This window comes from Kitasatospora sp. NPDC048296 (assembly GCF_043201815.1).
Lineage (GTDB): Bacteria > Actinomycetota > Actinomycetes > Streptomycetales > Streptomycetaceae > Kitasatospora.
Genome location: NZ_JBICZB010000004.1, coordinates 1 through 20769, shown reverse-complemented (window position 1 = coordinate 20769; position 20769 = coordinate 1). Strand labels below are relative to the sequence as shown.

Below are 20769 nucleotides of genomic sequence, written 5' to 3'. Positions count from 1 at the left end.
CCTCCGTCAGACCTCTTCGACGCTGCTCGGCTCGCGCCGGGACAGGTCGATGCCGAGCTCCTCGGCGGCGCGGAACACGTCCTCGTCGGAGTCCCGCATCTCGATGGACTGGCCGTCCGAGGACAGCACCTCCACGTTGAGGCAGAGCGACTGCATTTCCTTGATGAGAACCTTGAAGGACTCGGGAATGCCGGGCTCGGGGATGTTCTCGCCCTTGACGATGGCCTCGTAGACCTTGACTCGGCCGAGGACGTCGTCGGACTTGATGGTGAGCAGCTCCTGCAGTGCGTACGCAGCGCCGTACGCCTCCAGGGCCCACACCTCCATCTCACCGAAGCGCTGACCACCGAACTGCGCCTTACCACCGAGCGGCTGCTGGGTGATCATCGAGTACGGACCGGTCGAACGGGCGTGCAGCTTGTCGTCGACCAGGTGGTGCAGCTTGAGGATGTACATGTAGCCGACCGAGACCGGCATCGGGAACGGCTCGCCGGAGCGACCGTCGAACAGGCGGGCCTTGCCGGTGGAGTTCACCAGGCGCTCACCGTCACGGGTGAGGGTGGTGTTGTCCAGCAGGCCGGTGATCTCGTCCTCGCGGGCGCCGTCGAAGACCGGGGTGGCGAGGTTGGTCCCACCCTCGACCTGGTCGGCGCCGATCGCCTGCAGGCGCTGGGCCCACTCGTCGGCGAGACCGGAGACGTCCCAGCCCTGCTTGGCGAGCCACCCGAGGTGGATCTCCAGGACCTGTCCCGGGTTCATTCGGGACGGGACACCCAGCGGGTTGAGGATGATGTCGACCGGGGTGCCGTCCTCGAGGAAGGGCATGTCCTCGACCGGCAGGATCTTGGAGATGACACCCTTGTTGCCGTGGCGGCCGGCGAGCTTGTCACCGTTGGTGATCTTGCGCTTCTGGGCCACGTAGACGCGGACCAGCTGGTTCACGCCCGGGGGAAGCTCGTCGCCCTCCTCGCGGTCGAAGACGCGGACGCCGATGACCTTGCCGGACTCACCGTGCGGCACCTTCAGCGAGGTGTCGCGGACCTCACGGGCCTTCTCACCGAAGATCGCGCGGAGCAGGCGCTCCTCGGGGGTCAGCTCGGTCTCACCCTTCGGGGTGACCTTGCCGACGAGGATGTCACCGGTGACGACGTCGGCGCCGATCCGGATGATGCCGCGCTCGTCGAGGTCGGCGAGGACCTCCTCGGAGACGTTCGGGATGTCCCGGGTGATCTCCTCGGGGCCGAGCTTGGTGTCACGGGCGTCGACCTCGTGCTCCTCGATGTGGATCGAGGAGAGGACGTCGTCCTGCACAAGGCGCTGCGACAGGATGATCGCGTCCTCGTAGTTGTGACCCTCCCACGACATGAACGCCACGAGCAGGTTCTTGCCGAGGGCCATCTCGCCCGCGTCGGTGCAGGGGCCGTCGGCCAGCACCTGGCCGGACTCGACCCGGGCACCCTCGTCCACGAGCACCTTCTGGTTGAAGGCGGTGCCCTGGTTGGAGCGGGTGAACTTGGCGGCGCGGTACGTGGTGTACGTGCCGTCGTCGTTGGCCACGGTGACGTAGTCGGCCGAGACCTCCTGGACGACACCGGCCTTCTCGGCGGTGATCACGTCGGCGGCGTCGACGGCGCAGCGGTACTCCATGCCGGTACCGACCAGCGGGGCCTCGCTCTTCAGCAGCGGCACCGCCTGGCGCATCATGTTCGAGCCCATGAGCGCGCGGTTGGCGTCGTCGTGCTCGAGGAACGGGATCATGGCGGTCGCGACCGACACCATCTGGCGCGGCGAGACGTCCATGTAGTCGATCTCGGAGCCCGGGATGTAGTCGATCTCGCCACCACGGCGGCGGACCAGGACGCGCGGCTCGGCGAAGTGCAGGTCCGCGGTCAGCGGCGCGTTCGCCTGGGCGATGACGTAGCGGTCCTCCTCGTCGGCGGTGAGGTAGTCCACCTGCTCGGTGACCACACCGTCGACGACCTTGCGGTACGGGGTCTCGATGAAGCCGAAGGCGTTGACCCGGCCGTACGAGGCCAGCGACCCGATCAGACCGATGTTCGGGCCTTCCGGGGTCTCGATCGGACACATGCGGCCGTAGTGCGAGGGGTGCACGTCACGGACCTCGAAGCCGGCGCGCTCACGGGAGAGACCACCGGGGCCGAGGGCGGACAGACGACGCTTGTGGGTCAGGCCCGACAGCGGGTTCGTCTGGTCCATGAACTGCGACAGCTGGCTGGTGCCGAAGAACTCCTTGATGGAGGCGACGACCGGCCGGATGTTGATCAGGGTCTGCGGCGTGATCGCCTCGACGTCCTGGGTGGTCATGCGCTCGCGCACGACGCGCTCCATACGGGCGAGACCCGTACGGACCTGGTTCTGGATGAGCTCGCCGACGTTGCGCAGGCGGCGGTTGCCGAAGTGGTCGATGTCGTCGACCTCGACCACGATGTCGCGGCCGGTCTCGTCACGCCACTCGGTCTCACCGGCGTGCAGCTTCACCAGGTACTTGATCGCACCGATGATGTCGGGCTCGGTGAGCACGCCGGAGTCCAGCGACTCGGCGTTGCCCAGCTTGCGGTTGAGCTTGTACCGGCCGACCTTCGCCAGGTCGTAGCGCTTCGGGTTGAAGTACAGGTTCTCCAGAAGCGTCTGCGCGGCCTCGCGCGTCGGCGGCTCGCCCGGACGCAGCTTGCGGTAGATGTCCAGCAGCGCGTCGTCCTGGCCCTGGGTGTGGTCCTTCTCCAGGGTGTTGCGCATCGACTCGTACTCGCCGAACTCCTCGAGAATCATCTCGTTGGTCCAGCCGAGAGCCTTGAGCAGCACGGTGACGGACTGCTTGCGCTTGCGGTCGATGCGGACGCCGACCATGTCGCGCTTGTCGATCTCCATCTCCAGCCAGGCACCACGCGAGGGGATGACCTTGCAGGAGTAGATGTCCTTGTCGGACACCTTGTCCAGGGTGGAGTCGAAGTACACACCCGGGGAGCGGACCAGCTGCGACACGACGACACGCTCGGTGCCGTTGATCACGAACGTGCCCTTGTGGGTCATGAGCGGGAAATCGCCCATGAAGACCGTCTGAGACTTGATCTCACCGGTCTCGTTGTTGGTGAACTCGGCCGTGACGAAGAGCGGAGCCGCGAACGTGAAGTCGCGGTCCTTGCACTCGTCAATGGAGTTCTTCGGCGGCTCGAAACGGTGGTCGCGGAAGGTCAGGGACATCGACCCGCTGAAGTCCTCGATCGGGGAGATCTCCTCGAAGATCTCCTCCAGACCGGACTTGGTGGGGACGTCCTGACCGGACTCCAGCGCCTGCTCGACCCGGGTCTTCCAGGCCGCGTTGCCGAGCAGCCAGTCAAAGCTCTCGGTCTGCAGGGCCAGGAGGTTCGGGACCTCGAGGGGCTCCTTGATCTTCGCGAAGGAGACGCGGAGCGGGGCGGTGGATGCGGCGGAATTGTTCGAGGCGTTGCGCGGCGCGGCCAAGAGGGGGGTCCTTCCGAGGGCTCGGAGCTCACTACGCGCGTACCAGCCGGGCCTGCTTGAGCCTAGGTGCCGCCTCCCGCCACCGGCCTCTGCCGGGGTCGAAACCCCAGGTCAGAGCCGCTTTGCGGAGGCGGTGCCAGACCCCTTCAGGGCAACGCAAACTCCGGGCGACGAGTCACGGAGAAGCTAACAGGCAGCGCAAAGGGACAGTGTAGCCAAAGGCCACACTGCTGTCCAGCTCTGATTCGGAGACCGAATCGGAGACTCCTCCCGGTAGCCGGCGGACGCGTGCGCCCACCGGGTACTGCTCTAACTCACGTGGAGTCACTTCCCGCCGGAGCCGCTGGTTATGCATCCAGCCGCAAACCAACCGGGCGGACTCGCGCCTTGAGAATCGCGCGCCGCGCCGGGTTCGTCAAGGGCCCGCCGGCGGTGCGGACCTCGACCCGTCTATCGGCCCGAACCCCTCCGGCGTTACAGAAGCCGTGGTGGGGGCCACCGCCGATGACGGTGATCACCATACTCCTCGGCACCGACAGTGCCGAGTGGGCGTTCGGCCACACCGGTGGCCGTGCCGATCCGGACAGCGGAAGGGGACCGCGTGTCCGGAAACGCGAAAAGGCCGGGCCGACCACCCGCAAGGGTGATCGGCCCGGCCTCAGGCCCCCTCAGAGGGGGCGAGAAGTCACTTGACGGTGACCTTGGCGCCGGCACCCTCAAGGGCGGCCTTGGCCTTCTCGGCAACGTCCTTGGCAACCTTCTCCAGGACCTTGGCACCAGCGGTGTCAACGAGGTCCTTGGCCTCCTTCAGGCCGAGGGAGGTCAGGGTGCGCACCTCCTTGATGACCTGGATCTTCTTGTCGCCGGCACCGTCGAGGATGACGTCGAACTCGTCCTGCTCCTCAGCGGCCTCGGCGGCCGGGCCGGCAACGCCGGCGGCGGCCACAGCGACCGGGGCGGCAGCGGTGACGTCGAACTTCTCCTCGAAGGCCTTCACGAAGGCAGCGAGCTCGATGAGGGTGAGCTCCTCGAACTGCGCGAGCAGCTCGTCCTGGGTCAGCTTCGCCATGATTGGCGTCCTTCCACTAAATCGGCAGGTGGTGCCGGATGTACGGGTTGGCGGGCGTACGGGCCCGCAGCGAGGCGTGAGCCTGCCGAATTACTCGGCGGCCTCGTCCTCGGCGGCGGGAGCCGGCGTACCGGCACCGCCCTGCTCGACCTTGTCGCGCAGCGCGTCCACGGTGCGGACGAGCTTCGACGGCAGGGCCTGGAAGAGCGCGGCAGCCTGGGACTGCTTGGCCTTCAGGGCACCCGCCAGCTTGGCGAGCAGCACCTCGCGGGACTCGAGGTCCGCGAGCTTCTTGATCTCATCGGCGGACAGCGCCTTGCCGTCAAGGACACCGCCCTTGATGATGAGAGCGGGGTTCTCCTTGGCGAAGTCACGCAGAGCCTTCGCCGACTCCACCGGGTCACCGGTGACGAAGGCAACAGCCGTCGGACCGTTGAACAGGTCGTCGAGCTCGGAGATCCCGGCCTCGTTGGCCGCGATCTTGGTCAGCGTGTTCTTCACCACGGCGTACTCGGCGTTGTCGCCGAGCGAGCGACGCAGGGTCTTGACCTGCTTCACCGAGAGACCGCGGTACTCGGTCAGCAGCGCCGCGGAGGAGCCACGGAACTTGTCCGTGATCTCGGCGACGGCAGCAGCCTTGTCGGGCCTGGCCATAGGCTTACGCCTCCTTCCGTGATGTCGAAGTCCGGCCGACCGTGAAGTCGACCATTCACACCTCGAACCGACCGGACGGAAGGAAAGCTCCTGCGGAAACGCAATGAGCCCCGGTGCGCAGGCGCACGGGGCTCGAAACGACCTCAACGGGCGACCCGCGCGAACGCGGACCCGGAAATCGAAGCTCCAGACACACCTGCGCGGGCTGCCTGCGCGAAGCGCAGATCCTTCGGCCACCGACTCCCTCACGGGCGATCGGCGACAACCAGCGGTCTTTGGCTTCGGCAACAGTAACCGGACCGTTCGTACGGCGCAAATCGCCCCCCGAGTCCCCGGGCGGGTGAAGGCCCGGGAGCGGCTCAGCGGGCCAGCGGGGAGATCGTCCGGACCCCGGTGTCCACGGTGTCCGTCTCGGCCGGGGCCTGGGCCGAGAGCAGCGGCCCGGCGAAGTCCGAGTAGAGCACCGAGTCGTCCGCCCGCCCGCTGTCCCCGGTACCGGTGCGCTGCAGCCGGACCAGCTGGTCCTTGTCGTTGAGCCAGAGGTCCACGGTGAGCGAGAGCGAGCCGCCGGGCGCCAGGGCCGCCCGCAGGCCGTCCCGGCGGGCCTGGCTCAGCTGGGTCTGGGCGGCCGCGTACTTCTCGGCGGTGGTGGTCACCCGGTAGTGCTCGACGGTCGAGTCCTCGTACTTCTCCTCGCCGACGAAGGTCGGGTCCACCCCGTCGGCGGTGGCCGCGGCCAGCGCCTCGACCGGGTTCAGCTGGTCGATCAGCCCCGCGTACGGGACCTCCTTGTGACCGTCCGGTCCGGGCGGGACGGTGAAGCGCTCCCAGTGCTTGCCGCCGTTGCGGGCCGCGGTCGCGGCGTCGCCGCCCTGGTAGGCGACGGTGTCCACGACGATCAGCTGCTCGGCCTCGGCCGGGGTGGAGCGCTTGATCTGCAGCGCCGTCTTGGGCGCCCAGAACAGCGAGCCGGAGCCGGCGTCGGCGCCCAGCCGGTAGCTGACCTTGGCCCGGCGGGCGGTCTGCGCGGCCAGCTCGGCGGAGAGCAGCACGCCGTGCGGCGACCGGTCGGTCGGCTTGGCCGGACCGGTCGGGGTCGCGCTGGTCGACGGGGCGCTGGCGGACGTCGGACCGCCGGACGGCGTGCCGGCGGCGTCGTCGCCCCCGCCGCAACCGGTCAGCCCGCTCGCGAGCACGGCGACCGCGGCCAGCGCCGCCAACCGCTGCCGTCCCGCCATCGTCCGTTCCTCTCTCACCCGGGCCACCTTGCCATCCGGACCGGGATCAACCGGTAGCGGCCCCCTCGTCGAACTCCACCAGCCCCGACTCATCCACCGGGTCGGACGAGTCGGGCGCCGGAGCGCAGGACGGGATCAGCTGCCGGAGCCGCTGTCGGCGAGCTTCGCCAGGTCGGCGAGGGTGAGGAAGTCACCCGGGGTGGAGGCGATGACCGGGGTGCCGTAGTCCGAGTAGCTCACGGCGACGTTCATCGGTCCGGCCTTGGTGTCGGCCTGCTCCATCCGCTTGACGACCAGCTGGTCGGCGTCGACCCAGACGTCGACCTGCTCGCTGGTGACACCGGCCTTGTCCAGGTTCTGCTTGATCAGGTCGGCCTGCTCCTGGGTCACGCCCGGGCCACTCGCTTTGACCAGGTCGGCGGCGGCGAGCTCGCCCGAGTAGTGGGTGGTGGCCTTGCCGTTCACCGTCTCCGGGCCGACCTCGGTGACCTTGCCGCTGGCGATCAGCGTCCGGACGCCCTGGACCGGGTCCGCGCTCTGGAGCTGGTCGGTCGAGCCGCCGCTGGCCTTGGACATCTCGGCCTTGTCGTAACGGAGCCAGCGCGGGCCGCCGCTCTGGACCAGCTGACCGCCCAGGCCCATGAACATCGCGTCCTTGGTGTACAGGTAGTGCACCTTCGGCCCGCCGGTGAGCGGCTCCAGGACCTTGGCCATCGGGGAGCCGGTCAGGTCCATGGTCAGGTCGGCCTCCAGGCCGTCGGACCAGCCCATCGCCCCCTGGCCCTTCATGGTGACCTGGCCGACCGTGATCACCTCGTCGACCTTGGCCGACTTGGCCGCGCCGGTCTTCTTGCTGACCTGCTCCAGGAACACCGCCGGGCTCACCTTGGCCGGCGGGGTGCTCGGGGCGGCGGCGCTGGTCGCGGCCGCCGCGGCGGTGGTCGGCGCGGCGGTGGTCGGCGCGGCCGGGGCGGCGTTCTTGCTGTCGTCGTTGTTGTTGCAGGCGGTCGCGGTCAGCGCCAGGGCGGCGAGGACGACGGCGACGGCGGCCTTGCGGGTTCCAGCCATTGGTTCCCCCCTTGAGAACCCCCGGGCGCGTGGTGCGCCCGGGGCGGTAGCCGGTGGTCGGTGCGGATCGAGCGGGTGCGCTCGGTTCAGCGGATCAGTCGGCTCAGCCGAACAGCTTGAGCAGGTCGGCCTGGGAGCCGAGGTCGCCGGCGGCGGGCGCCTCGATCTTGTCGCCCTTGCCCAGGTCGGAGTACTTGATGGTGACGGCCTTCGACTCGCCGTTCGTGTCGCCGTACTCCTGGTACTTCACGAGCTCCTGCTTGCCGTTCAGCCAGAAGTCGATGGTGAGGGTCTTGCCGTCCTCCTCCAGCGTCTTCTGGACGGACTGGCGCTGCTCCGGCGTGAGCGTGGTCATCCCGGCCACCAGGACCGAGGTGTCCTCGACCGCCCGCAGGTGGGTGGTCTGGACGCCGTCCACGGTCTCCTGGCCGACCTTGCTCAGCTTGCCGCTCTGGGCGGCGACGGTGAGCTGGGCGACCGGGTTCATCATCTGGCCCATCACGAGGAAGGCACCGCCCATCTCCTCCGAGGCGGGCACCTTGACCCAGTGCTTGCCGCCCAGGGCCGGGGCGCTGGCGTCGTCGCCGCCGACGTAGGCGTCCGTCCCGACCACCCGGATCTTGAGCTTCTTGCCCTCCATGTCGGCGGCCACGTCCACGGACACCTTGGCCGGGTCCTTCCAGTCGGCGGTGCCGCCGCCACCGGGGTTGGACGTGTCCGGGGAGGTCATGGCGACCTTGCCGTTGCCGGCCTTCTGCATCACCAGGGCGGAGGCGGCCAGCGCGGCCTTCGGGTCCCCGGTCAGCGCGCCCGCGAGCGAGCCCGGGTCCTGGGCGGAGGCGCTCTTGGCGTCGGTGCTCTTGGCGTCGCTGCCGCCCTTGCTGCCGCAGGCGGTGAGAGCGGCCAGCAGGACGGCGGCGGTGGCGACGGTCGAGGCGAGGCGCACAGCGCGCATGGAGGTACCCCCGTAAGTTCTTCGGAAGAGCCGATCCTCAGCTTCTTCTCACGCGGACTCTAACGGATCGCCGGATCCGTTCCGCACCGAATATCCCCTTCCCGTCACCCGGCTGCGGCGGCTGCCGTGTCCCCCGCGCCGGAGGCTGAGACGTCCGTCGTGGTCACCGTGGTTCCGGCGCTCCCCTTGACCGTCTCACGCAACCTCAACAACCGCTGGCCGGGGCCGACCCAGACGTCGTAGCCGATCTCCGCCACCCCTTGCCGGCGGTACCAGTCGACCACCACTGCGAGCTGCTGCGGGCTCAACTCCCGGTCCGCGCCGAAGTAGTCGGCCACCGGCGCGGAGCCCTGGTAGTGCGCGACGGTCAGTCCGGCGAGCTGCTCGCCGCCGAGCGAGCCGAGCCGGTCGGTCCGGGCCATCGCGTACGCCCGGCTGCCCGGGTTGGTGACCAGGTCGGTGGTCCAGCCGCCCGCGTAGTCGGCCGGGTCGGCCCCGGCCTTCGGGTCGAGCGACTCGGCGGTGGCGCGGTCCGCGCGCTTGGCCACGCCGCCCTGGTAGGCGAGGTCGATGGCGCCGTCCCGGAGGGTCAGCTGCCCGGTGCCCAGTTCGTCGGTGACGGTCAGCGCGGCCTCGTCCCGGTCGCCCCAGGCCAGCGTGCCGCTCGCGGTGCGCTTGCCGGACGCGCCCTCCCGCACCACGTCGATCCGGGCGCCGCCGGTGTCGTCCAGCGCCTGGGCGGCCGTGAGCACCACCTGCTTGGGCGGCACCGGTGCCGGCTCACCGGGGACGCGGGTGCCGGGGGCGGCCAGGACGCTGCAGCCGGTGACGGCGCCGAGCAGCAGCAGGGCCGCCGCGAGCGCGGCGGGGCGAAGGGCGGGCGACACGGCACACTCCTGCGGTCACAGGTTCTCCACATGATCTGACCGGCAGAGCGTACGACGCTTCGGGCACACGTTCCCATCCGCCCGTGTCCCGATCCGGCAACCGTTTCGGCGGCCCTTCCGACGGCCCCTTCCGCACCGACGAACGACGGCGGGCCCGCACCCCCGGTGAAGGGGGTACGGGCCCGCCGTACGGACTGCTCTAGAGCGCTGAGGCTCAGACCGCGGCCGGGTCCTCCTCGACGAGGAGGTTGCGGGTGCGGTTCGGGTCCACCTGGATGCCGGGGCCCATGGTGGTCGAGAACGCGGTCTTCTTGATGTAGCGGCCCTTGGCGGCGGACGGCTTGGCGCGGAGCACCTCGTCCAGCGCGGCGGCGTAGTTCTCGACCAGCTGCTCGTCGGTGAAGGAGGCCTTACCGATGATGAAGTGCAGGTTCGAGTGCTTGTCGACGCGGAACTCGATCTTGCCGCCCTTGATGTCGTTGACAGCCTTGGCGACGTCCGGGGTCACGGTGCCGGTCTTCGGGTTCGGCATCAGACCACGGGGACCGAGCACGCGGCCCAGGCGGCCGACCTTGCCCATGAGGTCCGGGGTGGCGACGACGGCGTCGAAGTCCAGCTTGCCCTTCGCGACCTCGTCGATCAGCTCGTCGGCACCGACGATGTCGGCACCCGCAGCACGCGCGGCCTCGGCACGCTCGCCGGTCGCGAAGACCAGGACCCGAGCGGTCTTACCGGTGCCGTGCGGGAGGATCACGGTGCTGCGGACCATCTGGTCGGCCTTGCGCGGGTCGACGCCCAGACGCATGGCGACCTCAACGGTGCCGTCGAACTTGGTGGTGCTGGTCGCCTTGGCGAGGCGGACGGCCTCGAGGGGGGCGTAAAGGCGCTCGCGGTCGACCTTGGCGTCCGCGGCCTTCAGAGCCTTGCTGCGCTTCACTGCTGCTCCTGAATGGTGATTGGAGTTGTGGTGTCTCGGGCCTGCGCAGGCCCTACCACAGGGGACGAGAAGGTGATCAGCCCTCGACGGTGATGCCCATCGACCGGGCGGTGCCGGCGATGATCTTCTCCGCCGCGTCCAGGTCGTTGGCGTTCAGGTCGGGCATCTTGGTGGTGGCGATCTCGCGGACCTGGGCGCTGGTGAGCTTGGCGACCTTGGTCTTGTGCGGCTCGCTGGAGCCCTTCTCGATACCGGCGGCCTTCAGGATGAGGCGCGCGGCCGGCGGCGTCTTCGTGATGAAGGTGAAGGAACGGTCCTCGTAGACCGTGATCTCCACCGGCACGATCATGCCGCGCTGCGACTCGGTCGCAGCGTTGTAGGCCTTGCAGAACTCCATGATGTTGACGCCGTGCTGGCCCAGCGCGGGGCCGACCGGCGGCGCCGGGTTGGCCGCACCGGCGTTGATCTGGAGCTTGATAAGCCCCGTGATCTTCTTCTTCTTGGGAGGCATGTCTCTCCGGGTCCTTCCGAGAGGTGATTGCTGGTGCGTGCGGAACCGGGGCGACACCCGGCCGCCAGCACACACATCGGACCAGGCTAACGCGTCCGCGCCGCTGGACCAAAACGGATTCGGGGCAGGGCCCTCGGCCCCGCCCCGAATCCGAAGAGCGTATGACTAGTTCTTCTGGATCTGGTCGAAGGAGAGCTCGACCGGGGTCTCCCGGCCGAAGATCTCGACCAGGCCCTTGACCTTCTTCGAGTCGGGGTTGATCTCGTTGATGGTCGCCTGCAGGGTCGCGAACGGGCCGTCGGTGACGGTGACCGAGTCGCCCACCTCGAAGTCCAGCACCTGGATCTCGGTCGGCTTGACCGGCGAGGGCTTGCCGGCCTCCTTGGCGGCCTGGCGCTCGACGTCCGGGGCGAGCATCTTGACGACCTCGTCCAGGGTCAGCGGGTACGGGTCGTAGGCGTTGCCGACGAAGCCGGTGACACCGGGGGTGTTGCGCACGACGCCCCAGGACTCGGGGGTGAGGTCCATGCGCACCAGGACGTAGCCGGGGAGCTTGTTCTGGCGGATGGTCTTGCGGTCGCCGTTCTTGATCTGGACGACCTCCTCCTGCGGCACCTCGGCCTGGAAGATGTACTCCTCGACGTTCAGCGAGACGGCGCGCTGCTCCAGGTTCTGCTTCACCCGGTTCTCGTAGCCGGCGTAGGTGTGGATCACGTACCACTCACCCGGCATGAAGCGCAGGTCCTCGCGGAACTTGGCGACCGGGTCGACCTCGGCGGCGTCCTCGACGGACTCCTCGACGACGTCCTCGTCGGCGGCGAGCTCCTCGTCGCCCTCCACGTGCAGAGCGGCCTCCTCGGCGGGCTCGCCGGCCTCGGCCTCGTCGAAGGCCTCGACCTCGTCCTCGTCGCTGTCCGAGGCGTCCACGATCTGCTCGGCGGTCTCGGTGTCGTCAGCCAGCTCGGCCGCGTCCAGCTCGGCGGCGACATCCGCCTCGCGGACGGTCTCGTCGGCGTCGTACAGGGGGGACTCAGACACGGTGGCTGCTTCTTTCCTGGAGATGGTGAAGGTGGCGCGCTCCGAAACCGGACCGGCGCGCGGCCGCTCGCGCGGGCGCCAGGAGAGGTCTCGGAGACTTCAACAGTACCGAGTCCACGGTACGCGCGCGTACGTCCGCCGCAGACAGCTCGACCCGGGCCGAGAATTCGGCCCGGGTCGGGAGGTGGTTCCGGAGGTGGGGCGGCCGGTCAGCCGAAGACCAGGAGGCTCAGCTTGGAGAGGCCGTAGTCCAGGCCGGCGACGAAGGCCATCACGACCACGACGAAGGTCACCACGACAGTGGTGTAGTTGGTGAGCTCGTTCCGGGAGGGCCAGACGACCTTGCGCAGCTCGGCGATGATCTGCCGGTAGAACAGACCCATCCGCGCGAACAGGCCCTTCTTGGCCCGCTTGCCGGACTTCTTCTTGCCGGACTTCTTGTCGCCCTCGGCAGACGTGGTCTCGGCAGCGCCGTCGGCCCCCTCGGGGTTGCCGCTCTCAGGCGTTGCGGTGGAGCCCGTGGTCTCCGTCACTCGTCCTCACCTGAATTCGGGTCCGGCCGAACATCGCCTGCGTACCCGTTTGAGGCACGAGCGGTCGGCTTAAGCGGTGCTGATCGGTGCCCTCTCCGCATCAAGCCCGCTCGCTCTGTGGAGCGAACGGGCTGATAACGGACAAAGCAGCAGGGCAAGAGGGACTCGAACCCCCAACCGCCGGTTTTGGAGACCGGTGCTCTACCAATTGAGCTATTGCCCTACGGAGCCTCGCGGCTCCTGGTGGCGACCAACCTACCGCATCTCCCCCCGCTGTCTGCACAGGCGGTGAAAGCTCCGATCTTTTTCGGTGGCCGTCGAGGAGCGAGTGTACGTGGTCGAGGGGTGTTTGGTCGAACCTCTTCTTCCGAGTCCACCGGCCGCCCGGCAGATGTCCGGCCCGGCGCGGCGATCACCGGCGGATCGGCGGGAGCCGTGATGCGGACGGAGCCGTACGGATACTGAAACCACGACGCCCGGTCCGTCCCGGTTCTGGGACGATGCAGGCATGAGCGCTTCCACCCCGCAGCCCGACCAGTCCGTCCGCCCCGCCGACCGCCGGGTCTCCGCCCGGATCGGCGCGATCGCCGAGTCCGCGACCCTCGCCGTGGACGCCAAGGCCAAGGCCCTCAAGGCCGCCGGCCGCCCGGTGATCGGCTTCGGTGCCGGCGAGCCCGACTTCCCCACGCCGGACTACATCGTCGAGGCGGCCGTCGAGGCCTGCCGCGACCCGAAGAACCACCGTTACACCCCGGCGGGTGGCCTGCCCGAGCTGAAGGCCGCGATCGCCGCGAAGACGCTGCGCGACTCCGGCTACCAGGTGGACGCGTCCCAGGTGCTGGTCACCAACGGCGGCAAGCAGGCGATCTACGAGGCCTTCGCGGCGATCCTGGACCCGGGCGACGAGGTCATCGTCCCGGCCCCGTACTGGACCACCTACCCGGAGTCGATCCAGCTGGCCGGCGGTGTCGCGGTGGAGGTCGTCGCCGACGAGACCACCGGCTACAAGGTCTCGGTCGAGCAGCTGGAGGCCGCCCGCACCGAGAACACCAAGGTGGTGCTCTTCGTCTCGCCGTCCAACCCGACCGGCGCGGTGTACACCCGGGCCGAGGCCGAGGCGATCGGCCGCTGGGCGCTGGAGCACGGCCTGTGGGTGCTCACCGACGAGATCTACGAGCACCTGGTCTACGGCGACGCGGAGTTCACCTCGCTGCCGGCCCTGCTGCCCGAGCTGGCCGACAAGTGCATCGTGGTCAACGGTGTCGCCAAGACCTACGCGATGACCGGCTGGCGGGTGGGCTGGGTGATCGGCCCCCAGGACGTGATCAAGGCCGCGACCAACCTGCAGTCGCACGCCACCTCGAACGTCTCCAACGTCGCCCAGCGCGCCGCGATCGCCGCCGTCTCCGGCGACCTGTCCGCGGTGCACGAGATGCGCACCGCCTTCGACCGCCGCCGCAAGACCATCGTGCGGATGCTCAACGAGATCGAGGGCGTCGTCTGCCCCGAGCCCGAGGGCGCCTTCTACGCCTACCCGTCGGTCAAGGGCCTGCTGGGCAAGGAGATCCGCGGCCGGCGCCCGCAGACCTCCGGCGAGCTGGCGAGCCTGATCCTGGACGAGGTCGAGGTCGCCGCCGTCCCGGGTGAGGCCTTCGGCACCCCCGGCTACCTGCGGTTCTCCTACGCGCTCGGCGACGAGGACCTGGTCGAGGGCATCAGCCGGATCCAGAAGCTGCTCGGCGAGGCCCGCGACTGAGACCCAACCCCGAGGTAGTTCCGGTACGGACGTCAATCCGACGTACGGGATTCACCCACCGCCCCGAGCCGAAGGGCGCGCCGGTACCGAAAGCGACGAGCGACCAGCGAGGAACGAGCGCCGGAGCGAGGAACGTCGACACCGGGTCAGGAGCGCCCGGAGGCGAGCGGGCGAGTAGCAGCACCGCCCTCTTTCACCCCTTCGGGGGACGGAAAGGGGGCGGTTCCCGTTTGGGGGCCGCATACGGCAGTATCGGCGAATGGAACGCCTGTTGAACCCGCGAGACGTCAGGGGCCTCCCGAAGGCCCACCTGCACCTGCACTTCACCGGCTCGATGCGGCCCGCCACCCTGCTTGAGCTGGCCGACAAGCACGGCGTCCGGCTGCCGGAGGCGCTCAGCTCCGGCGAACCGCCCCGACTGCGGGCCACCGACGAACGCGGCTGGTTCCGCTTCCAGCGCCTCTACGACACCGCCCGCTCGGTGCTCCGGGACGAGTCCGACATCCGCCGGCTGGTCCTGGAGACCGCCGAGGACGAGAAGCGGGACGGCTCCCGCTGGCTGGAGATCCAGGTCGACCCGACCTCCTACGCGCCCCGGCTGGGCGGGCTGATCCCCGCGCTGGAGCTGATCCTGGACGCGGTGGAGCACGCCGCCGGGGCCACCGGGGTGGGCATCCGGGTGCTGGTCGCGGCCAACCGGATGAAGTCCCCGATGGACGCCCGGACGCTGGCCAGGCTCGCCGTCCGGTACGCCGACCACGGCGTGGTCGGCTTCGGCCTCTCCAACGACGAGCGCCGCGGCCTGGCCCGGGACTTCGACCGGGCCTTCGCGATCGCCCGCAAGGGCGGGCTGCTGGCCGCCCCGCACGGCGGTGAGCTGGCCGGGCCGGAGTCCGTCCGGGACTGCCTGGACGACCTGGGCGCCGGCCGGATCGGCCACGGCGTGCGGGCCGCCGAGGACCCACGGCTGATGGCCCGGCTCGCGGACCGCCAGGTCACCTGCGAGGTCTGCCCGTCCTCCAACGTCTCGCTCGGCGTCTACGAGCGCCCTGAGGACGTCCCGCTGCGCAAGCTGTTCGACGCCGGGGTGCCGCTGGCGCTCGGCGCGGACGACCCGCTGCTGTTCGGCAGCCGGCTCGCCGCCCAGTACGACCTGGTCCGCGATGTGCTGGGCTTCAGCGACGCCGAACTCGCCGAGCTGGCGCGGCAGTCGGTGCGCGGCTCGTGCGCGCCGGAGGCCGTCCGCAAGGAACTGCTGGCGGACATCGACGCCTGGCTGGTGGACGGGCGCGGCGCCGCTTAGAGCTTGACGCCCACCATCACCGGCTCGTTCACGAGCTCCACCCCGAAGACCTCCCTGACCCCGTCCCGGATCTCCCGGGCCAGCGCCAGCAGGTCCTCGGCGGTGGCCGAGCCGCGGTTGGTGAGCGCCAGGGTGTGCTTGGTGGAGAGGGTCGCCGGGCCACTGCCGTAGCCCTTGGCGAAGCCCGCCTTGTCGATCAGCCAGGCCGCCGAGGTCTTGGTGCAGCCCTCCTGGGCCGGGTAGGCGGGGGCGTTCTCGGCGCCCGGGCGGGTACGGAAGGACTCGTACTGCGCGGCCGTGAGCACCGGGTTGGTGAAGAAGGAGCCGGCCGACCAGGTGTCGTGGTCCGCCGGGTCCAGCACCATGCCCTTGCCGGAGCGCAGCTTCAGCACCGCCTCGTACGCCTCCCCCAGCGGCACCCGCTCGCCCTGCTCGACGCCGAAGTGCTTGGCCACCTCGGCGTACTTGACCGGGGTGGAGAGGCCCGCGTGGTCCGTCAGGGCGAACCGCACCCGCAGCACCACATAGCGGTCCGGCTCGGCCTTGAAGCGGCTGTGGCGGTAGGAGAACGCGCACTCGGCGTTCGTCAGGGTGACCACCCGGTCGTCGACGCGGTCGTACGCGACCACCTCGGTGATCGTCTGGGCGACCTCCTGGCCGTAGGCGCCGACGTTCTGCACCGGGGTCGCGCCGGCCGAACCGGGGATGCCGGCCAGGAACTCGACGCCGGCCAGGCCGTGCTCGCGCACCGCACGGGTGACCGCCTCCGACCACACCTCGCCGGCCGCCAGCTCCAGCACCGCGCCGTCCAGGGCGAAACCGGTGGTGGCGATCCGCAGCACCGTGCCGGGGAATCCGGCGTCGCCGATCACCAGGTTGGAGCCGCCGCCCAGGACCAGCAGCGGCTCGCCGGCCGCGTCGGCCTCGCGGACGGCGGCGATCACCTCGTCGTCGGTGTGGGCGGTCACCAGGCGGCGGGCCGGGCCGCCGAGCCGGAGCGTGGTCAGCGGGGCGAGGGGGGCGTCGTTTTCTACCAGCACGCCCACCAGCGTACGGGTGCGGGGGCGGCCGACCCGCCGCCCCCGTGGCCGGAGCCCCCCCGTGCTCAGGCCCTGGCGGGCTCGGCGGCGTCCACAAGGACGAAAACCGCCCCGGAGGCCCGTCGAGCGGGCCTCCGGGGCGGCCGATCAGCGGCAGCCCGGTCGGCGAAGGGGCCGCGGCTCAGGCGAGCCGGACGACCGCCTTGGACATCCCGAGCACCTTCTGCCCGCCGGTGGTGGCCAGCAGGTCGACCTGCACCTTGCGGTCGTCCAGCTTCTTGGCGACCTTGGCGGAGACCTCGACCACCGCGCCGACCCCGTCGTTCGGCACCGGCACCGGACGGACGAAGCGGACGCCGTACTCGACCACCGCGGCCGGGTCGCCGGCCCAGTCGGTGACCACCCGGATCGCCTCGGCCATGGTGAACATGCCGTGCGCGATGACGTCCGGCAGGCCGACCTCCAGCGCGAACTTCTCGTTCCAGTGGATCGGGTTGAAGTCGCCGGAGGCACCCGCGTACTGCACCAGCGTGGCGCGGGTCACCGGGAAGGACTGCGTCGGGAGCTCGGTGCCGACCTCGACCTCGTCGTAGTTGACCGCCATGCCGCTCACTCCCCCGCCTCGTCGGCGGCCCGGGCCACCAGCGTCATGATCGACGTCACCACGTGTTCGCCGCTCTCGTCCGCCACCTCGCCGCGCACGGTGAGCACGTCGTTGCCCGCCAGCGACTTGATGTTGTCGATGGTGATCGCGACCGTCAGCCGGTCGCCGGCCTGCACCGGACGGGTGTAGACGAACTTCTGGTCGCCGTGCACCACCCGGCTGTAGTCCAGGCCCAGGTCCGGGTCCTCGACCACCTGGCCGGCCGCGCGGTAGGTGATCACGAACGGGAAGGTCGGCGGGGCGATCACGTCCCGGTGGCCGAAGGCCTTCGCCGCCTCCGCGTCGGTGTACGCCGGGTTGGCGTCCCCGATCGCGATCGCGAACTCGCGGATCTTCTCCCGGCCGACCTCGTACGGCTCGGTGGGCGGGTAGCTACGCCCGATGAAGGAGGGGTCGAGCGCCATGGCAGCTCCTCGGAACGCGGGTGGATACGAAAAAACTCCGGGCCGCACCCCCGTTGAGGGATGCGGCCCGGAGTAGAAGACCTGAATTCACACAGGCCCGACGCCCTGTGACAGGGTCAGCGGGTCTCGCGGTGCGCGGTGTGCGAGTTGCAGCGGGGGCAGTGCTTCTTCATCTCAAGACGGTCCGGGTCGTTACGCCGGTTCTTCTTGGTGATGTAGTTCCGCTCCTTGCACTCCACGCAGGCCAGCGTGATCTTCGGGCGGACGTCGGTGGCAGCCACGGGAGTGCCTTCCTTGGACAACGAATAAGAACACAACAAGAGTAGCCGACCGGGAGTGCGATCTCCCGACCGACTACGCGGGGTAGCGGTGACCGGACTTGAACCGGTGACACAGCGATTATGAGCCGCTTGCTCTACCAACTGAGCTACACCGCCACAGTGATCCGCAGAACAGCCTGAGCTGACTGCTTCTCACCAGAGCCCCCATGCGGAATCGAACCGCAGACCTTCTCCTTACCATGGAGACGCTCTACCGACTGAGCTATAGGGGCGAACGAGGAAGAGATTACACGTTCCGCGCCCAGAGGTGAAATCCGTATCCCGAGGCGAAGACCGCAGGTCGGCGAGGTGGACGGACGACCGATCCAAGGCAGGGCGTTCGACAGGCCCGCGGGCCGTGCGCCCCGACCCGATACGACTATTGCCCGCCTCCCGGCGCCCCGCCCCCGCGCGCCATAGGCTCGACCCTCATTGACCGGGACACCGGCCGATCCCCCCGGAGCCGATCCCGACCGGCCCCCACCGGTCCCCACTGGTCCCCACTGGGCAGCGCGAGAAGGAGCCGGCGATGGACAGCGCAGCCGCCGACGGGCCGCACTCCGGGCCCGGCCCGGCGGCCAACCCGCTCGGGCACGGCCCGGTCCTGCTGCTCGCCAACGCCCGGCTGGCCGACGGACGGGTGGTGGACGTCCGGATCAGCGGCGACCGGATCCAGGCCGTCGGCACCGTCGGCAGCCTCGGCCCGCTGCCCGCCCTGCCCGGCGCGCCCACCGTCACCACCGGCGCCCGGATCGACCTCAAGGGCTACCTGCTGCTCCCGGCCCCCGCCGAGGCGCACGCCCACTACGACGCCGCCTTCTCCGCCGCCCTGCCCGCCCCGCCGCCGGAGACCCCCACCGACCTCACCCGCCGGATCACCGAGGCCGCGCTCACCTCGCTCGGCTACGGCGCCACCGCCCAGCGCACCCACGTCCGGATCGGCGACGTGCACGGGCTGCGCCGGCTGGAGGCGGTGCTCACCGCCCGGCAGGCGCTGCGGGGCCTCGCCGAGCTCCAGGCGGTGGCGATGCCCCGGCTGCTCACCGGCCGGACCGGCGCGGACGGGCGGGCGCAGCTGCGCGAGGCGCTCAAGCTCGGCGCCACCGCGGCCGGCGGCTGCCCGGAGCTGGACCCGGACCCGGCCGGGTACGTGCAACTGCTGCTGGAGGCCGCCCGGGAGGCGGACTGCCCGGTGGACCTGCACACCACCGCCGCCGACGCGGCCCAACTGGCCCGTCTGGCCGGTGCGTTGGCCCCACTTCGGCCGCGGGTGTCGCTCGGGCCGTGCGGGGCGCTGGCCCGGGGCGCCTCCACCGTGCTGGCGACCTGCGGGGTGCGGGTGGTCTGCCTGCCGCAGAACGGCGGGTGCACCGGACTTGAGGGCCGGGTGACCGGACTGCGGCCGGGCCTGGTACGGGAGTTGGCCTCGGCCGGGGTGCCGCTGGCGGCGGGCAGCGGCGCGCTGCGGGACCCGTCCAACCCGGTCGGCCGGGCCGATCCGCTGGAGTCGGCCTATCTGCTCGCCGCGGGCGGGGAGTTGGACCCGGACGCGGCGTACGACGCGGTGGCGAACCAGGCCCGGTCGGCGCTCGGGCTGCCGCCGGTCCGGGTGGACGCGGGCTTCCCGGCGGAGCTGCTGGCGGTGCGCGGGGACAGCCTGGCCGGGGCGCTCGCGGGCGGGCACAGCCGGCTGGTGGTGCACAGCGGCCGGGTGGTCAGCCGGACCAGTGCGGTGCGGGAGTTCGCGGACACCGTGGCGCTGGCGCTGCCCCGGCAGTCCGACGGCGCGGACGGCTGAGGCCCGTACCGGGGAGAGCACACACCCCGGGATATCGCGTAGCGGCGGAATCAAAGGGGCGCGCGACGTGCGTCGCGCGCCCCTCCCCCACCTGCTGGCCGCCTTGGCGGCGGCTGGAGAGCGGCCCCGGACTTCCCCCACACGGAGCAGGGCCCGCTCGTTCCAGCACTGACGCTACGCCCACGGAACACCGCCGCCGACCGGCCTTGACACTCTCCTGTCGTCCGCCGAGCCGCCCTTGACGGTTCGTTGACGTCCTCAGGGCACGTAGCGGTACCCGATCCCCGGTTCGGTGACCAGATGGCGCGGGCGGGCCGGGTCCCGCTCCAACTTGCGGCGCAACCCGGCGAGGTAGACCCGCAGGTAGTTGCCGCGCGCCTCCTGGGCCGGGCCCCACACCTCGCGCAGGATCTGCCGCCCGGGCACCAGCCGGCCGGGGTTGGCGAGCAGCAGGCTGAGGATCCGCCACTCGGTCGGGGTGAGCCGCACCTGGCCGCCCGGGCCGGTCACCGTGGTGGCCGCGAGGTCGACGGTGTGGTCGCCGATCACCGGCCGGCCCAGCGGGACCCCGCCTAACGGCCGGCGCAGCACCGCGCGCAGCCGGGCCAGCAGTTCGTCCATCAGGAACGGCTTGGTGAGGTAGTCGTCGGCGCCCGCGTCCAGGGCGCCGATCTTGTCGGCGGCGTCGGTCCGGCCGGAGAGCACGATGATCGGCACCGAGCTGCGGGTGCGCAGTCCGCGCAGCACGTCCATGCCGTCGACGTCGGGCAGGCCGAGGTCGAGCAGGACGGCGTCCGGGACGGAGTGTGCGGCCCGGTCGAGCGCCTCGCCGCCGCTGGCGGCGGTGCGCACGGCGTACTGGCGGGCGCTGAGGTTGATCCGCAGGGTGCGCAGCAGGGCCGGTTCGTCGTCGACGATCAGGACCTCGCACCTCTCGGTGATTCGTTCACTTCGATCACTCATGTGGTGGTTCCTCCCCGGGGACGGCTGGCTCGGTGACGGCTGACTCGGTGGCGGCGGGCAGGGTGAGCAGCATGGTGGTGCCGCCGCCGGGGGTGTCCTCGACCTCCAGGCTGCCGCCCATCGCCTCGGCGAGGCCGCGGGAGAGAGC

General features: G+C 70.4%; 19 protein-coding genes and 3 tRNA genes. 3 read left to right on the top strand and 19 right to left on the bottom strand.

Going from position 1 to position 20769, the window contains the following annotated elements:
• Positions 1–6: 6 nt before the first annotated feature.
• The 12 genes from rpoB to ACGF12_RS04185 form a co-directional block, all read right to left on the bottom strand.
• Entirely contained in the window at positions 7–3483 is a 3477-nt protein-coding gene (rpoB, locus tag ACGF12_RS04240; protein WP_393025253.1) for a DNA-directed RNA polymerase subunit beta, read from the bottom strand.
• A 685-nt stretch (positions 3484–4168) separates the two neighbouring features.
• Positions 4169–4552, bottom strand: coding sequence for a 50S ribosomal protein L7/L12 (gene rplL, locus ACGF12_RS04235; RefSeq protein WP_360494915.1), 384 nt, complete (start codon positions 4550–4552; stop codon positions 4169–4171).
• Between the two features lie 90 nt (positions 4553–4642).
• A complete protein-coding gene (gene rplJ, locus ACGF12_RS04230; protein ID WP_030290437.1) occupies positions 4643–5206 on the bottom strand; it encodes a 50S ribosomal protein L10 in 564 nt (187 codons plus the stop codon).
• A 359-nt stretch (positions 5207–5565) separates the two neighbouring features.
• On the bottom strand, positions 5566–6444 hold the full coding sequence (locus ACGF12_RS04225; RefSeq protein ID WP_393025249.1) for a hypothetical protein: 879 nt from the start codon (positions 6442–6444) through the stop codon (positions 5566–5568).
• 135 nt (positions 6445–6579) lie between these two features.
• Positions 6580–7512 carry a hypothetical protein gene (locus tag ACGF12_RS04220; protein ID WP_393025246.1) on the bottom strand — a complete coding sequence of 311 codons (933 nt, stop codon included), beginning with the start codon at positions 7510–7512 and terminating at the stop codon, positions 6580–6582.
• Positions 7513–7615: 103 nt separating this feature from the next.
• Positions 7616–8467 (bottom strand): hypothetical protein, encoded by an 852-nt coding sequence (locus ACGF12_RS04215; protein ID WP_393025243.1) that lies wholly within the window; start codon positions 8465–8467, stop codon positions 7616–7618.
• Between the two features lie 104 nt (positions 8468–8571).
• The gene (locus tag ACGF12_RS04210) at positions 8572–9354 is read right to left on the bottom strand and encodes a hypothetical protein (protein ID WP_393025240.1); all 783 of its coding nucleotides are present in this window, start codon (positions 9352–9354) and stop codon (positions 8572–8574) included.
• A 214-nt stretch (positions 9355–9568) separates the two neighbouring features.
• A complete protein-coding gene (gene rplA, locus ACGF12_RS04205; RefSeq protein WP_030290441.1) occupies positions 9569–10291 on the bottom strand; it encodes a 50S ribosomal protein L1 in 723 nt (240 codons plus the stop codon).
• Between the two features lie 76 nt (positions 10292–10367).
• The gene (gene rplK / locus ACGF12_RS04200; protein ID WP_387617018.1) at positions 10368–10802 is read right to left on the bottom strand and encodes a 50S ribosomal protein L11; all 435 of its coding nucleotides are present in this window, start codon (positions 10800–10802) and stop codon (positions 10368–10370) included.
• 165 nt (positions 10803–10967) lie between these two features.
• Complete coding sequence (nusG, locus tag ACGF12_RS04195) at positions 10968–11840, bottom strand: transcription termination/antitermination protein NusG (RefSeq protein WP_393025235.1); 873 nt, start codon at positions 11838–11840, stop codon at positions 10968–10970.
• Between the two features lie 209 nt (positions 11841–12049).
• Positions 12050–12373: a preprotein translocase subunit SecE gene (gene secE, locus ACGF12_RS04190; RefSeq protein WP_393025232.1), complete on the bottom strand. Its 324-nt coding sequence runs from the start codon at positions 12371–12373 to the stop codon at positions 12050–12052.
• 150 nt (positions 12374–12523) lie between these two features.
• Positions 12524–12596 (bottom strand) — tRNA-Trp (locus tag ACGF12_RS04185).
• 285 nt (positions 12597–12881) lie between these two features.
• On the opposite strand from ACGF12_RS04185, the gene ACGF12_RS04180 reads away from it, so the two are divergent.
• Positions 12882–14129, top strand: a complete 1248-nt coding sequence (locus ACGF12_RS04180; RefSeq protein WP_393025229.1) for a pyridoxal phosphate-dependent aminotransferase — start codon at positions 12882–12884, stop codon at positions 14127–14129.
• A 259-nt stretch (positions 14130–14388) separates the two neighbouring features.
• Positions 14389–15432: an adenosine deaminase gene (locus tag ACGF12_RS04175; protein WP_387617026.1), complete on the top strand. Its 1044-nt coding sequence runs from the start codon at positions 14389–14391 to the stop codon at positions 15430–15432.
• Here ACGF12_RS04175 and ACGF12_RS04170 read toward each other — a convergent pair.
• From ACGF12_RS04170 to ACGF12_RS04145, 6 genes are all read right to left on the bottom strand, one after another.
• The gene (locus ACGF12_RS04170; protein WP_393025226.1) at positions 15429–16472 is read right to left on the bottom strand and encodes a UDP-N-acetylmuramate dehydrogenase; all 1044 of its coding nucleotides are present in this window, start codon (positions 16470–16472) and stop codon (positions 15429–15431) included. The genes ACGF12_RS04175 and ACGF12_RS04170 overlap by 4 nt on opposite strands.
• A 181-nt stretch (positions 16473–16653) precedes the next feature.
• Positions 16654–17076 (bottom strand): MaoC family dehydratase, encoded by a 423-nt coding sequence (locus ACGF12_RS04165; protein ID WP_393025223.1) that lies wholly within the window; start codon positions 17074–17076, stop codon positions 16654–16656.
• A 5-nt stretch (positions 17077–17081) separates the two neighbouring features.
• A complete protein-coding gene (locus ACGF12_RS04160; RefSeq protein WP_380608312.1) occupies positions 17082–17540 on the bottom strand; it encodes a MaoC family dehydratase N-terminal domain-containing protein in 459 nt (152 codons plus the stop codon).
• Between the two features lie 116 nt (positions 17541–17656).
• Positions 17657–17821: a 50S ribosomal protein L33 gene (gene rpmG / locus ACGF12_RS04155; RefSeq protein WP_006604855.1), complete on the bottom strand. Its 165-nt coding sequence runs from the start codon at positions 17819–17821 to the stop codon at positions 17657–17659.
• An 83-nt stretch (positions 17822–17904) separates the two neighbouring features.
• Positions 17905–17977 (bottom strand) — tRNA-Met (locus ACGF12_RS04150).
• Positions 17978–18020: 43 nt separating this feature from the next.
• Positions 18021–18093: transfer RNA gene (locus tag ACGF12_RS04145), tRNA-Thr, on the bottom strand.
• A gap of 296 nt (positions 18094–18389) precedes the next feature.
• Between ACGF12_RS04145 and ACGF12_RS04140 the strand changes: the two genes are divergently transcribed.
• Positions 18390–19658 carry a hydrolase gene (locus tag ACGF12_RS04140; protein WP_393025219.1) on the top strand — a complete coding sequence of 423 codons (1269 nt, stop codon included), beginning with the start codon at positions 18390–18392 and terminating at the stop codon, positions 19656–19658.
• A 258-nt stretch (positions 19659–19916) separates the two neighbouring features.
• On the opposite strand, the gene ACGF12_RS04135 is transcribed toward ACGF12_RS04140, so the two are convergent.
• On the bottom strand, positions 19917–20621 hold the full coding sequence (locus ACGF12_RS04135) for a response regulator (RefSeq protein ID WP_393025216.1): 705 nt from the start codon (positions 20619–20621) through the stop codon (positions 19917–19919).
• Between the last annotated feature and the right edge of the window lie 148 nt (positions 20622–20769).